A 14,862-nucleotide genomic window follows, 5' to 3' on the forward strand; every position below is an offset into this window, starting at 1 on the left:
CATCTAATCAATTGTTGACCTGCTTATTTTAGCATGAAATAAGCAGTTTTTCAAGTAATTTTCTGAATTTTCAAACTCAAGCAAATTTTACTTTTGCCAATAACTTGGACGATTTTTTTCATACTCAGCAATTAAGTCTTCATACTGAAGAGTGATGCCGATATCATCCAGGCCATTCAAGAGTTTATGCTTCCAATCCCCATCAATTTCAAAGCCAAACTCACCAACCGGTGAGATGATCTTTTGCTCATAGAGGTCAACCGTTATTTCATCCCTTGGATCAAGAGCTGCTAGCTTCTGTCGGACTTCCGAGGGTTGGACAATCGGTAAAATTCCATTATTGAGATCATTATTATAGTGAATATCTCCAAATGAGCCTGCAATGATAACCTTAAAACCATAGTCCGCCAAGGCCCAGGCTGCGTGTTCACGCGATGATCCAGCACCAAAGTTATCACCTGTAATCAAAATAGTTGCCTTGCGATAAGGGGCTGTGTTAAAGACAAAATCAGGGTTTTCTGTATAATCATCGTCAAGATAGCGCCACTCGTACATCAGGTACTTGCCAAATCCTTTCTTATCAATCAGCTTAAGAAACTGTTTGGGCAGGATTTGATCCGTATCAATATTGTCGTTCATTAAAGGAACTGTTGTTCCTGTATATACTGTAAATTTTTCCATAAGTTACTATTCTCGTCTATGTTTACTGTGCTTCAGGTAATTGACGGACATCAACGAAATGACCAGCGATTGCTGCAGCCGCAGCCATAGCCGGACTGCAGAGATGAGTTCTGGCTCCGACGCCTTGGCGATCCTCAAAGTTACGATTGCTTGTAGAAGCCGCATGAACACCAGGCGGAACCTTATCAGGGTTCATTCCCAAACACATAGAGCAACCTGGATCGCGCCATTCAAAACCAGCATCCATAAAAATTTTATCCAATCCCAAAGCTTCTGCTGCTCGCTTAACCGGCCTTGATCCTGGAACAACAATAGCTGTCAGGTTCGGAGCAATATGTTTCCCCTTAACAAAAGCTGCTGCTACCTTGAGATCGCTGAGCCGTGCATTGGTACAAGATCCTAAGAAAACATAACCAATTTCAATATCTTCAACTTTTTCACCAGGCTTAAGATCCATATAGTTATAGGCACGCTCATCATTCATGTCACGGATTTCTGGGAAAGGTTTATCATAAGCCACACCCATGGATGGATTGGTTCCCCAGGTTACCATAGGAGCAAGGTCTGAGACATCTATCTCAATAATCTTGTCATACTCAGCATCAGGATCTGACACCAAGGTCTTCCAATCCGCTACCGCCGCTTCAAAATCTTCGCCTTGAGGCGCTTCTGGGCGGCCTTTGACATAATCAAAAGTGGTTTGATCTGGGTTCATGATTCCCATTTTAGAGCCAAATTCAATAGACATATTGCAGATAGTCATACGCTCTTCCATGCTCAAAGCTTCTACGGCTTCTCCAACATACTCAACGACATGACCAACACCAACAGATACTCCATATTGGGCAATGAGGGCTAGGACATAATCTTTTGAATAAACACCCTTTTGCGGCTTTCCGATAAAGCGTACCAAGAGTTTCTTAGGCTTTACTTGCCAGATAGTCTGAGTTGCAAAAACATGCTCCACTTCTGTCGTTCCGATACCAAAACCGATAGCTCCAAAAGCGCCGTGAGTGGCCGTATGGCTGTCGCCGCAGACAATAAATTTCCCTGGCTGTGTTCGACCTGTTTCAGGGCCAACCATATGCACAATTCCTTGATTTTCAGATCCGTGAGAAGCATGAGCTACTCCGAATTCTTTAACATTTCGAGCTAAAGCGTCCATCTGAGCCTTAGAAATAACATCACGAATATCGTAGATATTAACCGTTGGAACATTATGATCAAAAGTACCGAAGGTCAAGTCTGGCCGACGTACTTGACGGCCAGACTCACGTAAACCATCAAAGGCCTGAGGGCTAGTTACTTCATGAATATAATGCTGATCCACATACATGAGCTGTGGCTCACCTTCATGCCCTGTAATAACGTGGCGCTCCCACACTTTATCAAATATTGATTTTCCACTCATATTACATTCTCCAAACTAAATAAATCACGCTGCAAGCAATAACAACTCCCAAGTACCAAACCAAGTGAAAATACCATTTTCTGGTTTTATGGTGAAAAAGTTGCCCTGCCAAGAGAGCTCCAAACCCACCTAAGAAGAAGCTTTCCAGCAACAAGATTTTCTCTGGAATTCTCCAAGCACCGCGCTTGGCCTTGCTTTTGTCTATACCGTAAGTAATCAAAACTGATAAATTCCAAACAAGCAAAGCCAAATAAATGACTGTTTTAATGCTCATAGATTAGCAATAATGGCTGCTGTCATTTCAGCGGTATTAGCTGAGCCGCCCAAGTCGCGTGTTAGAACACCCTGCGTCAGCGTCTTATCAACAGCATTTTCAATCATTTCAGCGCCAGTAATTTCTCCAAAAGAATCACGCAGCATCATGGCAACCGACAAAATCATGGAAATCGGATTGGCAATTCCTTGCCCAGCAATGTCTGGAGCTGAGCCATGAATCGGTTCATAAAGACTTGGACCGCCTTCAGAGTGGCTGGCAGATGGCATAACACCAAGCGTACCAGGCAGAACAGAAGACTCATCTGACAGGATATCACCGAAAAGATTTTCAGTCACAACCACATCAAAGCGCGCTGGATTAGTAATCATAATCATGGCTGCGCTGTCCACCAACTGATGTTCCAAAGTGACATCTGGATATTCTTCGGCTACTTCATCTGCTACTTTACGCCAGAGTTTTGACGTTGCCAAGACATTTTGCTTGTCAATGCTGGTTACTTTCTTACCGCGTCCACGCGCAATTTCAAAGGCCTTGCGCATAATACGGCGAATTTCATCAGCAGAATAATCATTGACATCGCGGGCTGAATCGTCATTCAAAGTATGTTCTCCAAAATAGATACCGCCAGTCAACTCACGCACAACCACAAAGTCAACATCTGCAATACGCTCAGATTTCAAAGGTGACAAATGTTTGAGGGCATCAAAGATGCGTACGGGACGGATATTGGCAAAAAGGTTAAGTTCCTTACGAATAGCCAAGAGACCTTGTTCGGGACGAACAGGCGCCTTATCATACTGAGGACTGCCAATAGCTGCCAGCAAAATAGCATCTGCGGATTTTGCAGCATCCAAGGTGTCCTCGGGCAGTGGATGACCAGCTTCATCAATTCCTGCACCGCCGAAAGCCTTAGCTGTCGTTTCATAATCAAAACCAATCTTTTGAGCAACAGCGTCGAGAACTTCTAGACCTGCCGCCATAATTTCTGGACCGATTCCGTCTCCTGCCAGTGTTACAATTTTTTTCATTCTTTCAAACTTCTCCTAGTTGTTACTTGGGTAATCACGTTCTGAAACTCTATGACCAATTTCACCAGCGTTTTCCTTTTGAACGAAAGTATTGGCATTAATATAGGCAATGGCACTGGCCTTCAGGACATCGAAGTCAAGACCAGAAGCATTGAAAATTGTATCCGTATCAACATTTTCGACGGAAACCAGAACACGTGCCTGAGCATCGATACCGTCTGTAACAGCCTCGATATTGTAACTGTCCAGCTTAACTGTTTGATTGAAGAATTTGTCAATGGCATTGAAGATCGCTTCAACAGAACCCTTACCATTAGCAATAATTTCGACTTCTTCCTCATCTCCATTAATCATGATAACCTGTGCTGTGATGGTATCATCTTCATTTGAAGTCAACCTCAAATCCTTGAAGTGGAAGCCTTCAGGATTTTCAACGCTGGTTCCTGCTACCAAGGCTCTGATATCGGCATCAGTGATATCGTGTTTTTTATCAGCCAAGGATTTAAATTTGGCAAAAAGAGCCGCGATTTCAGACTCTTCAAAGTCCAGAGCCAGCTCTTTTAATTTTTCAACGAAAGCATGGCGGCCAGATAATTTTCCAAGCGGCAGTGAATTTTTCTTAACACCGACCAATTCAGGCGTGATAATTTCGTAAGTTAGAGGATTCTTAAGAACACCGTCCTGATGAATGCCAGACTCATGTGAGAAGGCATTGCCACCGACAACAGCCTTATTTTTAGGAATAGGAATACCTGAAAAACGTGATACTAATTCAGAAGTGTTAACCGTTTCATTGAGCACAATATCTGAAGTAGCTTCATAATAATCTTCACGAATGTTGAGTGCTACTGCTACCTCTTCAAGAGCTACATTTCCGGCACGTTCGCCAATGCCGTTAACAGTTCCCTCAATACGCCCGGCACCTGCTTTGATGGCTGCCAAAGTATTAGCTGTAGCCATACCCAGATCATCATGGCAGTGAGGACTAAAGATAATTTCGCGGTCAGATGTAACATTTTCAATCAAGTATCCAAAAATATGACCAAATTCTGCTGGTGTTGTAAAGCCGACAGTATCAGGAATATTAATGTAAGTCGCTCCTGCATCCACAGCCGTTTGAACCACTTCAAGCAGGAAATCAAGCTCTGTCCGTGTTGCATCTTCCGGTGAAAATTCTACAACATCAAATTTAGAGCGAGCATAGGTTACATGTTCTTTAATCGCCTCTAAAATTTCTTCCTTGGATTTTTTGAGCTTAAATTCACGGTGAATAGGGCTGGTTGCAATAAAGACATGACACTGAGGAAATTTGGCATCCTTGAGCGCTTCGTAGCAGGCATCAATATCAGATTTAACTGAACGAGCCAAACCAGATACTGCTGTCCTTGTCATTGCTGCTGCAATTTGCTTAACGGCTTCAAATGAATCTGGACTGGCTGCCGGAAAGCCTGCTTCAATGGAAGAAACACCCCATTTTTCCAGCTGTTTAGCAATAGCAACCTTTTCTTTTACCGAAAAATTAACGCCAGGCGTTTGTTCCCCATCGCGCAGGGTCGTGTCAAGAAATTCAACCTTATGCATAAGATACCACCTTCTAATTTGGAAAATTAAAATAAAAAAACATCTCACTCGGAAAACCCAAGCGAGATGTTTTTTTATCCCGCTTGGTAAGCCAAACAGGACTAATGCTTTTGCACTAGCCCTCACACCTCAACAACAAAGCGTCATTTCGTGTAAACATTTGACTTTTTTCCTTTCAGATGTAACTTGTTAATATCATACCTTTTTTTAGAATGATTGTCAATATAAATTAAGGAATTTTCTGAAAAATCAAATAATGACTTTTCAAGGGAAAGTTCCAAAATGAAATTAGCCAGACAATATGGAAAAAATTCAAAACGATTTTATGGCTACTTGAGACAGCTGGTCATTAAGTTCCTTCCTCGAAAAACTGCCCCTTGTGCTTTTAATAAGAATCCTTTAGAATACTGGCAATTTTGGTATTGATCAGATCAATAGCTACGACATTGGATACGCCTTCCGGGATAACAATATCAGCGTAGCGCTTGGTCGGCTCGATGAACTGATGGTACATGGGTTTTACGACCTCTATATACTGCTCAATAATACTGTCCAGACTTCTGCCGCGCTCTTCCATATCGCGTTTGATACGCCGGATAATGCGAATATCATCATCAGTGTCCACAAAAAGTTTGATATCCATCAGATCGCGCAGGCGCTCATCTTCCAGAACCAAAATCCCCTCAACAATGAAAACATCCTGCGGCTCCTGCCGATAAGTTTTATCACTGCGCGTGTGCTGAGTATAATCGTAAATAGGAATATCCACCGGACGCCCTGCCTGCAGCTCTTTGATGTGTTCAATCATCAAATCCGTATCAAAAGCCAGAGGATGGTCGTAATTGGTCGTAACACGCTCTTCAAAGGTCAGATGACTTTGATCCTTATAATAAGAATCGTGTTCAATCATAGCAATCTTAGCACTGGGAAAATGGGATAAAATTTCCCGTGAAACACTGGTCTTTCCACCGCCAGAACCACCTGTGACACCAATAATAATCGGTTTCTTTCGCATAACAAACAAGAAGGACGCTAAAACAGCTCAATTTCAACAGCAACAGTCTAGAAAAGCCCAGCAAACAGCACTAAGCCGTTTGCCCGCTGCATCAGACCATCACCAATGAGATTTTGTCCTTTTTCATTCCTTTCTTTTGCTTCTCTTGAATAATCTTTCCTATCTATTTTACACCAAATCATGATATAATGAAATAAAAATTTACAGAGCTGGAGGCAATCCTATGCTTAAACTTGGTATTATTGGAACTGGATTCATTTCCCATCAGTTTATCGAAGCAGCTGAGCTGTCGCAAAATTATCAGCTGACTGCTGTTTACTCACGCAGGCTGGAAACAGCTCAAAACTTTTCTGCCCGCTATCATGATGTTTCCTGTTATGAGAATATGGCTGACTTTTTCAAACACGATTTTGATGTCCTTTATATTGCCAGCCCAAATGCTCTCCACTTTGAACACGCCAAAGCAGCCTTGGAAGCCGGTAAACATATTATCGTTGAAAAGCCAGCCTTTTCAAGACCGGAAGAATTAGCTGATATTATTCAGCTAGCAGCTGACAAACAGCGCTTTTTCTTTGAAGCGGCCAGAAATTATCACGAAGAATCTTTAGAAATTATTAAAAGTTTTCTGGCTCATAAACAGGTCATTGGTGCAGATTTTTCCTATGCTAAATACTCTTCCAGAATGAAGGATCTGCTTGATGGGAAAACGCCCAATGTCTTTTCAGCCAAATTTTCAGGCGGTGCTCTTGTTGACTTGGGAATTTACCCTATCTATGCTGCCTTGAAACTGTTCGGCAAACCAAAGAGTGTCAACTATACTGCGACCCAGCTGGAAAACACGGTTGATTTAAACGGCAATGGCAATCTGATTTATCCTAATTTCCATGTTTCCATTAGAGCTGGAAAAAATTATAACACCTTGGAATATGCTGAAATCTATACAGCAGAAGGTACTCTACGGCTCAATCATATTCAAGGCATCAGCTCTGCTATTTTCCAAAAACACGATGGCAGCCGCGAAAAACTAGCTCTTCCTGAGATTGATCATTTGATGCTGGAAGAAGCCAGCCATTTTGCCCAAATGATGACTAATCCAGATGAAACACTTTACCAAACTTGGCTGGAAGATGCTAAATCTGCCAGTCAGATTCTTTACCAAATGCGCCAGAGCGCAGGTATTGTATTTGAGGCGGACAAATAATGAAAACACACTTTCCAACAAGCTGGCAGGATAAACTCCAGCAACTCCATTTTACAGACTTTACCCAGATTCAAGAGGAAGCCTTTGAGCCCATTAAAAATGGCCAAAACTTTCTGGGCATCAGCCCTACAGGAACCGGAAAAACACTAGCTTACCTTTGGCCTAGTCTGTTAAATCTTCAGGCAAAAAAAGCACAGCAGCTGCTGATTTTAGCACCCAACAGCGAATTAGCAGGACAAATCTTTGATACTAGCAAAACATGGGCTGAGCCTCTTGGCTTAACTGCCCAGCTTTTTCTGTCTGGTTCCAGCCAGAAACGGCAAATTGAGCGTTTGAAAAAAGGGCCTGAGATTCTTATCGGAACCCCTGGCCGTATTTTTGAATTAGTCAGACTAAAAAAAATCAAAATGATGGCTGTCAATACCATCATTCTTGATGAATTTGATGCTCTTTTAAAGGATTCTCAATACCAGTTTGTGAAACAAATTATCAATCGTGTCCCACGCAGTCACCAAATGATTTACATGAGCGCTACCAACAAGCTCAATCAAGAAGTTCTGGCAGAAGGCACCCTTACAGTTGATCTATCCGATCAAAAATTGGACAGCATTTCTCACTATTACATCACTGTTGACAAACGGGAGCGCGCAGAACTCCTGCGTAAGCTGTCTAATATTCCTGATTTTCGTGCACTGGTCTTTTTCAACAACCTATCTGATCTGGGAGCCAGCGAAGAACGCCTGCAATACAGAAATGTCCCTGCTGTCTCACTGGCCAGTGACATCAATGTAAAATTCCGCAAGGTCATTCTTGAAAAATTTAAAGAGCACGAACTGTCCTTGCTTTTAGCAACTGACCTAGTTGCACGCGGCATTGATATTGATGATCTAAAGTATGTTATTAATTTTGATCTGGCACGTGACGAAGAATCCTATACCCACCGTGCCGGACGCACAGGTCGCATGGGAAAAACAGGTGTAGTTATCACCTTTGTCAGTCATAAGGAAGAACTGAAAAAATTGAAAAAATTTGCCGATGTTTCAGAAATTTTCTTAAAAAATCAAATCTTGCAGGTGAAATAAAGCAGATAATAATCATACATGTAAGGAGAATTGGCCAAACAATCACGATGGTTGTTTGGCCAATTCTTCTCTTTTATACAGTGATTGAAAATTGAATCGACCGGCGATTCTGGTTGCAGCCTTTACTTAGCGGATAAACCTTAAAAAGAAACAAGCGGCCGTTGCCGCTTGTCCCACATTCTTATTATTTCTGTGCATTCATTCACCGAAAAATGCTTAACTCAAATTATCAATGACATCCTGCAAATGAGAGATAGCTTCTGCAGGTAAGGCAGATTTTGGATTCTTTTGATTGAATGATTCCAAATACTGTAGGCGTACTTTCATCCGCTGACGAATAATTTTGACATAAGCCTGATCAAAATTAGGAACTTTGTAGTCAGACGAAGCCAGATATTCAAAGCCTTTGACAGCACCGAATGGCTTAAATTCTGCCGTACCATCTACAACCTGTTCAATCACGCCTAAAGAAGTTTCTTTAGGAATTTTTTGACCTAAGTAAGAACCTGTATTGATAATATAACACTGAACGCCTGATTCAAACAGATGCTGGAATTTCAGATAATCTTCCACTAGCGGATAAACACGGAATGGGTTGGCATAAGGTTCGATAATCAAGGTATCCAGACTGTCTGAAGTATTTTCAGCCGTTGAACGTGTCGTAATCAGAGTACAGCCCATCGTTGAAGCCATGACAGGGTCAGTAATTCTGATGAGCGGTGGCAGAGAGTCATCCTTCATAATCCAAAAGATCGATTGGATAGGATCATTAATGCGGTCAACACGGTTTGGTGTTGAGAAACGCGATTTGATTGTCCGACCATTACCATTGCGGACGTCTTCTGTTACCAGACGAAGATGGCCTTCCTTATCTAAAGCAGCACCGCAGTTTTGAACGGTTACAAAATATTTTTGTTCTCTGTGTCCTGCCGGATAATCACTGGTCTTATCAAAATAAGATGGTTCGAGAGCGATTGTTGAGCCATCCTCTTCTGAAATGACAAAAGCATCGTCATGCAGCACATTAATATTGTATTTACCATCATGCTTTGCATGCGTCAATGTTGATTTACCAGAGCCAGACAGGCCAAAGAATGAAGCTACATGCGGTTTCAGTCCTTCTTTTTCAAAAATTTTCAGACCGCCGTGGCAGGCAACAAACTTGTTCCGATTAGCAGTACCCCAAGCCAAGGTCAGCGTAGCTTTCTTCAATTCACCAAAATAGTGAAGACCCAAAATAGCTGCACAGTTGTGGTTGGTGTCAAAGTAAACCAATCCATCCGGATAGTCTGGATGGCTCCATTCCGGATCTGAGAAGATATAAATATCCGTTTCTTCATAGCGTTTGGAGTTTTTCAAACGCGCACGGTAGGTATCGTTTAGCATTTGAAAGTTTGTCAGCCATGAATAAAGATTATTAATATCATCCTGCGGAACCATCAAATGAGCACGGAGCATGAAAGCTTCATCAAGACCTACGATGGTATCTGCCCGATAAAAAGTGCGGTGTCTAGCTTGGAAAATCGCTTCACGCACAATTTGCAAAATTTTAGCATCTTCTGCACTATCACGTCCAAAAATCCGACGAGCTTTAGCAGTCCGGCCAACAATACCTCCTGAATTTTCCAACAAGATTTTAGCATCCCGTGGCAGACCCAAATCTTCGGCGTGAGCAACAGGCGTATCTAAAACGATGGTGTTAGGAGCTTTAGCAGCTAAGCGGTAAGCCTCTGCCAAACCTTTTAGAGAAACTACATGATTTTCATAAAAAGCAGTTTCGATAGTTGTCTTTAATGCTGAAAAATAAGGATTATTTTTACGCATGGATTCTTCTGAAAAATGTTGTCGTGTGACCATTACTATTCCTCCTCAAAATATTATCCTTTACTATTATACCACATTTATATGTAAACGTTATCATTTTTTTGAAAATTAAATGAAACTCAGCAAAAACTGAGTTTCATAAGTATCTATTTGATATCAAATACAACTGATTTAATTCTAGTCATAGCTTCGATAGAGTACTTAACGCCTTGGGTATTGACACCTGATTTTTTAGCACCCAAGAATGGGAAGTTATCTGTACCGCGCTGCGTCTTATTATTGATATGAACCGTACCGACTTCAAGCTGTTCTGCAATTTTGAAAGCCAATGGATAATCATTGGTGAAAACAGCACTTTGCAAACCAAATTCAGATTGATTAGCAATGTGAACAGCTTCTTCAGCTGAATGGACACGAATAATCGGCAGTACTGGACCAAATGGCTCTTCCCAAGCCAAACGCATATCTGTAGTGACATGGTCAAAGACTGTTGGATAGATTGTATTACCCTCACGCTTAATATCTGTAAGAGCTGTTGCTCCTTGTTCTTTGGCATCAAGGATAAGACCTTCCACATAATCAGCAGCCTTTGTATCAATCAATGGCGTGATATCAGTATTATCTTCCGGTAAACCGATAGTTAAATTAGAAACCCGTTCAACAATAAGCTCAGCCAATTTATCTGCAATACTGTCCATCACAAGCACACGCTTAACAGCTGTACAACGTTGGCCTGAGTAGCCAAAAGCACCATCAACGATATTTTTAGCTGTCAGTTCGAGATCTGCGTCTTCAAGCACGATTGCTGCATCCTTACCGCCAAGTTCAAGCATAATTGGACGCATACCTGCCAAACGGCCGATATTTTCACCAACCGGTGTTGAACCCGTAAAGTTGATAAAATCAACAGCTTTATGCTCAACAATGTAATCACCGATAACAGAACCACGGCCGGTAATAGTATTAAAGACACCAGCTGGAAGTCCGGCTTCTGCAAAGGCTTCTGCCAACAGAAGGCCTGAAATAGAACCTTGCGTTGGTGGTTTAAAGGCAACAACATTTCCTGTGATCAGCGCCGGAGCAATTTTTGAGCCGGCAAGATTCACTGGATAGTTAAAAGGTGAAATTGCTAAAACAAGACCCACTGGCTCACGGCGAACCACAGCAATTTTTCTCTTGCTGGCAGCTTCAAAACTTCCGCCTTCAAGAACTTCACCTTGTGTACGAACTCCTTCAGCAGCCGCAAATTCCATGATTTCTACTGTACGTGTAACTTCACCTACAGATGATTTAAGTCCTTTAGCAATTTCTTTGGAAAGGACAGAACCGATTGCTTCTGCTTTGCTTTGCAAAATATCAGCCGCTTTGCGGATATAGTTAGCACGCTCCACATAAGAAAGTGCACGCCAAGCTGGGAAGGCAGCCTTAGCTGAAGCATAGACATAGTCTACTTCATCAGTGCTCATAGCAGGAACAGAACCAAGTTCTTCACCCGAAGCAGGAGCGTAAATTTTAATCTCATCTTGGGAGAGTTTCCACTCACCGTTGACATAATTCTTGTATTGTTTTGTCAAAGTATATCTCCTTTTTACTATAATATCCTTATTTTATCATTTTTTTGATTTTTTTCAATCTTTTGTTACGATAAAATTCAGAAAATTAAGACAAAACTGTCCTTCCCCCTTATCTACCTAGAAACTTATTGACTAAGAAGCAAAAAAGACCGGAAATTATATTTCCCGATCTTTTGTCTTGATTAATCAAAATCAATATATTCTTTTTCAAGTTCAAGAACTTCTTCCATAGTAGCACATTCTGTAAGAGCGCGCTGTGCAAGTTCTTCCATCTTCTTGGTGTCAAGTCTCTTCATGAGACTGCGGGTGCGCAGAACTGAAGTGGCACTCATTGAGAACTCATCAAGTCCGATACCCACAAGCAATGGAACAGCAGTTTGGTCACCAGCCATTTCACCGCACATACCAGCCCATTTGCCTTCAGCATGTGCCGCTTTAACAACACGGTCAACCAGGCGAAGGATAGATGGGTTATATGGCTGATAAAGGTATGAAACTTGTTCGTTCATACGGTCAGCTGCCATAGTGTATTGGATGAGGTCGTTTGTACCGATAGAGAAGAAATCAACTTCTTTGGCAAATTGATCAGCCAGCATAGCTGCTGCTGGAATTTCAATCATGATACCAACTTCAATGTTATCAGCAACTTCAACACCCTCAGCAAGCAATTTAGCTTTTTCTTCTTCAAGAATACCTTTGGCTTTGCGGAATTCTGTCAAAAGAGCCACCATTGGGAACATGATGCGCAATTGACCATGCACTGATGCACGAAGAAGAGCGCGCAACTGTGTACGGAACATTTGATTGCCTGTTTCTGAAATAGAAATACGAAGCGCACGGAATCCAAGGAAAGGATTCATTTCTTTTGGTAAATCGAAATAAGGCAGTTCCTTATCTCCGCCAATATCCATAGTACGAACGACAACTGGTTTACCGTTCATCCCTTCAAGAACAGCTTTATAAGCTTCATACTGTTCATCTTCTGTTGGGAAGTCTTGAGAATCCATGTAAAGGAACTCTGTACGATAGAGACCTACGGCTTCAGCACCGTTGTTGTTAACTCCTTCAACATCTTTAGGAGTACCGATATTAGCAGCTAATTCAAAATGTTTACCATCAGCAGTTACTGTTTCAGCATCTTTAAGTAGAGCCCATTCAGCCTTTTGTTTAGCATAAGCTTCGCCAGCTGCTTTAAATTCTGCAATTTGTTCATCAGTTGGATTGATAATAACCTGACCAGTGATACCGTTGACAGCAACAGTATCTCCGTTTTTAACACGTTCAGTGATGTCATTTGTACCAAGCACAGCAGCAATTTCAAGTGTTCTTGCCATAATAGCTGAGTGGCTGGTACGGCCGCCAATATTAGTTACGAAAGCTTTAACAAAATTAGCATCCAGCTGAGCAGTGTCAGACGGAGTCAAGTCATGTGCAATCACAATTGATTCTTCACTGATAGTTGCCGGATTTGGCAGCTCAACTCCCAAAAGATGAGCCAAAACCCGCTTAGCAACGTCACGAATGTCTGCCGCACGTTCCTGCATATAAGGATTATCTTCCATGTTTTCAAACAAGGTAACAAACATGTCTGTCACTTCTTTAAGAGCACTTTCAGCGTTAACTTGTTTTGCACGGATAGTTTCTTTGATTTGACCAATCATTTCCGGATCTGCAAGAACCATCAAATGAGCGTCAAATACAGCTGCGGCTTCTTCACCAAGGGTATCTACTGCCTTTGCGCGGATAAGAGAAAGCTCGTTTTGAGAAGCTTCTAGAGCTGCATCCAAACGAGCTTCTTCTGCCTTTGTATCGTCGACAGAAACTGTCTCAAAGGACAAATCCGGCTGGACAAGTAGATATGCCTTAGCAACGGCAACACCGTCAGATGCTGCAATTCCTTTAAGCATTTCTGTCATATCTTTATGCCAATCCTTCTTTAGTCATTGTTTCATCAATAGCTGCAATTGCATCGTCTGCATCTGCACCTTCAGCAGTGATTGTAACATCTGCACCTTGACCAACACCAAGGCTCATAACGCCCATGATTGATTTGAGGTTTACAGCTTTTCCTTTGTAATCAAGTGTAATATCTGAAGCGAATTTACTTGCTGTTTGCACAAGCAAAGTAGCTGGGCGTGCGTGAATTCCTGTTTCTGCAACAATGTGAAAATCTTTTGAAGCCATAGTATGGTTCTCCTTTTAATATGTGTTTTTTTGAATTATCCTAATGATAACCCTTACAATTCTAGATTATAGCATATTGAAATTCGATTTTCAAGAACTAAAGTTACAAATTGGAAGAATAATGCAAATCATTTTCAATAATTTACAGAACTTTTTAGCAGGGGTTACTACTTGCCATCAGAGCTCTTAAGAAAAGAATCTGCACTGCTTTTTTGAAAGAATTTTGCCTGACTCACCATTAAGAAAGAAACCAAAGTGGTGACAAATGTCACGATAACCGCTACCTCTAATGTATTGAAATGGATTCTAAATTTTTCTTACTCAATTCTAGCAAGCTATTTTTCTTTATCTTGTTTTTAAATGACGCGGCCTGCTTACGGATCTCAGTGACGAACGGAGCATCAATTTCTTTAAACTTGCTGTAATTTTTCAAAAGACGGCGCTGATTAAAACGAAAAGGCCGAATATTCTTGGCGTGCAAAAAGTCATTCAGATGTAGGTGAAATGCTGCCAAACGCTGGCTAAACAGCTCTGCTTGCTGCGCTAAATCATCTACTTCTTGCTTGACAGATTCTTTTAAGTTTTCACGCTCTTTTCGAAGATGTTCTTCTAAAACAAGGGCAGCCTTATGAAATTGGACAGTATCTGCTACTGTCCAAATAAAATCAAGTAGCATTAGAAAGACAATCAAGGCAGCCCACCAAGCATGGATTCTAAGCACAATTGCCATGACGCTCGGCTGAATCAGGCGAACCAGAATTAAAATCTCAACTCCCCAAAAAAGAGAAATCGCAGGAGCAATCCTTCCTTTCAAGTTACCAAACTCCTGACTGTAATCCCACAATTTCATGTGAAAGAAAGTCTCTAAAAACCAGCCGGCAAAATACTCGAAAGCTGTCGCAATGACGATGCCGCTCAAAAAAAAGACCAAGCAGATGATTTTGAAAAGGTTTGGTAAAAATCAAAACAGTAGTTACTGCAAAACCATAGACCGGACAGTAAGG

At 41.6% G+C, this 14,862-nt stretch carries 13 protein-coding genes and 1 pseudogene; 2 read left to right on the plus strand and 12 right to left on the minus strand.

What is annotated here, in order from left to right; all coding sequences use genetic code 11:
- Positions 1 to 87: 87 nt before the first annotated feature.
- The 6 genes from leuD to udk form a co-directional block, all read right to left on the minus strand.
- Entirely contained in the window at positions 88 to 681 is a 594-nt protein-coding gene (leuD, locus tag SCSH_RS07905; RefSeq protein WP_057491344.1) for a 3-isopropylmalate dehydratase small subunit, read from the minus strand.
- 22 nt (positions 682 to 703) lie between these two features.
- Positions 704 to 2,092 (minus strand): 3-isopropylmalate dehydratase large subunit, encoded by a 1,389-nt coding sequence (leuC, locus tag SCSH_RS07910; protein WP_057491345.1) that lies wholly within the window; start codon positions 2,090 to 2,092, stop codon positions 704 to 706.
- A 1-nt stretch (position 2,093) separates the two neighbouring features.
- Entirely contained in the window at positions 2,094 to 2,366 is a 273-nt protein-coding gene (locus SCSH_RS07915; protein WP_057491346.1) for a DUF1294 domain-containing protein, read from the minus strand.
- A complete protein-coding gene (leuB, locus tag SCSH_RS07920; RefSeq protein WP_057491347.1) occupies positions 2,363 to 3,397 on the minus strand; it encodes a 3-isopropylmalate dehydrogenase in 1,035 nt (344 codons plus the stop codon). The genes SCSH_RS07915 and leuB overlap by 4 nt, the downstream gene beginning before the upstream one ends.
- 15 nt (positions 3,398 to 3,412) lie before the next feature.
- On the minus strand, positions 3,413 to 4,978 hold the full coding sequence (locus SCSH_RS07925; RefSeq protein WP_057491348.1) for a 2-isopropylmalate synthase: 1,566 nt from the start codon (positions 4,976 to 4,978) through the stop codon (positions 3,413 to 3,415).
- 385 nt (positions 4,979 to 5,363) lie between these two features.
- Entirely contained in the window at positions 5,364 to 5,993 is a 630-nt protein-coding gene (gene udk / locus SCSH_RS07930) for a uridine kinase (RefSeq protein ID WP_057491349.1), read from the minus strand.
- A gap of 223 nt (positions 5,994 to 6,216) precedes the next feature.
- Here udk and SCSH_RS07935 point away from each other — a divergent pair, with 223 nt between their 5' ends.
- Positions 6,217 to 7,194, plus strand: a complete 978-nt coding sequence (locus SCSH_RS07935; protein ID WP_057491350.1) for a Gfo/Idh/MocA family protein — start codon at positions 6,217 to 6,219, stop codon at positions 7,192 to 7,194.
- Positions 7,194 to 8,276 (plus strand): DEAD/DEAH box helicase, encoded by a 1,083-nt coding sequence (locus tag SCSH_RS07940; protein WP_057491351.1) that lies wholly within the window; start codon positions 7,194 to 7,196, stop codon positions 8,274 to 8,276. Before SCSH_RS07935 ends, SCSH_RS07940 begins: the two co-directional genes overlap by 1 nt.
- Before the next feature lie 216 nt (positions 8,277 to 8,492).
- On the opposite strand, the gene SCSH_RS07945 is transcribed toward SCSH_RS07940, so the two are convergent.
- The 6 genes and pseudogenes from SCSH_RS07945 to SCSH_RS11385 form a co-directional block, all read right to left on the minus strand.
- The gene (locus SCSH_RS07945) at positions 8,493 to 10,133 is read right to left on the minus strand and encodes a phosphoenolpyruvate carboxykinase (ATP) (RefSeq protein ID WP_057491352.1); all 1,641 of its coding nucleotides are present in this window, start codon (positions 10,131 to 10,133) and stop codon (positions 8,493 to 8,495) included.
- A 113-nt stretch (positions 10,134 to 10,246) separates the two neighbouring features.
- Positions 10,247 to 11,674, minus strand: coding sequence for an NADP-dependent glyceraldehyde-3-phosphate dehydrogenase (locus SCSH_RS07950; RefSeq protein ID WP_057491353.1), 1,428 nt, complete (start codon positions 11,672 to 11,674; stop codon positions 10,247 to 10,249).
- Positions 11,675 to 11,856: 182 nt separating this feature from the next.
- Positions 11,857 to 13,590 carry a phosphoenolpyruvate--protein phosphotransferase gene (gene ptsP / locus SCSH_RS07955; RefSeq protein WP_057491354.1) on the minus strand — a complete coding sequence of 578 codons (1,734 nt, stop codon included), beginning with the start codon at positions 13,588 to 13,590 and terminating at the stop codon, positions 11,857 to 11,859.
- A gap of 4 nt (positions 13,591 to 13,594) precedes the next feature.
- Positions 13,595 to 13,858: a phosphocarrier protein HPr gene (locus tag SCSH_RS07960; RefSeq protein ID WP_003089104.1), complete on the minus strand. Its 264-nt coding sequence runs from the start codon at positions 13,856 to 13,858 to the stop codon at positions 13,595 to 13,597.
- 286 nt (positions 13,859 to 14,144) lie between these two features.
- Entirely contained in the window at positions 14,145 to 14,762 is a 618-nt protein-coding gene (locus tag SCSH_RS07965) for a putative ABC transporter permease (protein WP_238581382.1), read from the minus strand.
- Positions 14,674 to 14,862 (minus strand): annotated as a pseudogene (locus tag SCSH_RS11385) (hypothetical protein); the annotation flags it as partial. The gene SCSH_RS07965 and the pseudogene SCSH_RS11385, both read right to left, overlap by 89 nt.

It is taken from the genome of Streptococcus orisasini (assembly GCF_001431045.1).
Lineage (GTDB): Bacteria > Bacillota > Bacilli > Lactobacillales > Streptococcaceae > Streptococcus > Streptococcus orisasini.